Consider the following 1049-nt stretch of genomic DNA (forward strand, 5'->3'; position numbering starts at 1 on the left):
GACTGCGGACGAGGCGATGATCCGGCGCGCACGCGGATTGGCCGCCGCGAAGAGCCTCGCCCTCCTCCTCGTGGGCCAGGCCGGGGACCGAGGCCTTCCCGGCGGCAAGCCGTCCTGGGGACCGGCGCTGGGTGTCCCTCGGCGAGGGCGCGGTCGTACCGTTCGACGGCCACACCGTCGGCAACGGGGAGTGGTGCGGCCGAGTGCTGGGCCCCGAGGACTTCGCCGAGGGCGAGCGCATGGCCCGCCACGACGACCACAGCCTGGAGAAGGCCCTGCTGGGACAGGGCGCGGACGCCGTGGCCCAGGCGCTCGGCCGGGCGGCCCGGACGAAGTCCCCCTAGGGCCTCCGCGGGGTCAGCCCTTCGGTGAACTGTCCTTCATCATCCGTCGGTTACGGATCTACGGGTTCTCCCACGCCGCCGGGTCCGCCGCGAGGAGGCGTACCGGGTCCGGTAGCGCGTCCGTCGCGATGTCGGCGATCGTGACGCCCTCCAGGATCCTGCGCACATTGGCCCGCAGGGCGATCCACACGGGCAGCAACGGCTGTGCGGAGCCGGTGTAGGTGAGGTCGGTCGGGCGTTCGCCGCGCACCGACACGATCGGGCCGTCGACCGCGCGGATCACGTCCGCGACGGTGATGGCACGGGCGTCGCGGGCCAGCAGGTAACCGCCGCCCCCGCCGCGCCTGCTGTCGACGATCCCGCCGCGCCGCAGATCGCCGAGGATCCCCTCCAGGAACTTGTGCGGGATGTCCTGCGCGGCGGCGATCGTCTCCGCCTTCACCGGGTCCCCGTCGTGGCGTACGGCGAGTTCGAGAACCGCCCGTACCGCGTAGTCCGCCCGTGCCGAGATCCTCATGTCCCCATTGTGGGGTGCCGGACGGGCGTCGGCGCCTGCGGGCGCGGACGCGCGGCGGCCGTCCGAGGGCGGCTCCGACGTCGTACTCCGGCCAGAACAGGGGCGGTTCGGTGGCCGACAACGGCCGGAGGACGACATGACGCGGACACTTCCGGGCGCGTAATCTCGGACCGGCCGTGGGGTGGCGG

At 73.5% G+C, this 1049-nt stretch carries 2 protein-coding genes and 1 pseudogene; 2 read left to right on the plus strand and 1 reads right to left on the minus strand.

Annotated features, from left to right (window positions below; genetic code table 11):
• Together FNH09_RS49400 and FNH09_RS46560 are read left to right on the plus strand one after the other, a co-directional pair.
• Window positions 1-127 (plus strand): annotated as a pseudogene (locus FNH09_RS49400) (aminoglycoside phosphotransferase); the annotation flags it as partial.
• Between the two features lie 4 nt (window positions 128-131).
• Window positions 132-344 carry a hypothetical protein gene (locus FNH09_RS46560; RefSeq protein ID WP_152895896.1) on the plus strand — a complete coding sequence of 71 codons (213 nt, stop codon included), beginning with the start codon at window positions 132-134 and terminating at the stop codon, window positions 342-344.
• 58 nt (window positions 345-402) lie between these two features.
• On the opposite strand, the gene FNH09_RS46565 is transcribed toward FNH09_RS46560, so the two are convergent.
• The gene (locus tag FNH09_RS46565; protein ID WP_152895897.1) at window positions 403-861 is read right to left on the minus strand and encodes an RrF2 family transcriptional regulator; all 459 of its coding nucleotides are present in this window, start codon (window positions 859-861) and stop codon (window positions 403-405) included.
• Window positions 862-1049: the final 188 nt, after the last annotated feature.

Origin of the sequence: Streptomyces adustus (assembly GCF_009377175.1) — a bacterium.
Lineage (GTDB): Bacteria > Actinomycetota > Actinomycetes > Streptomycetales > Streptomycetaceae > Streptomyces > Streptomyces adustus.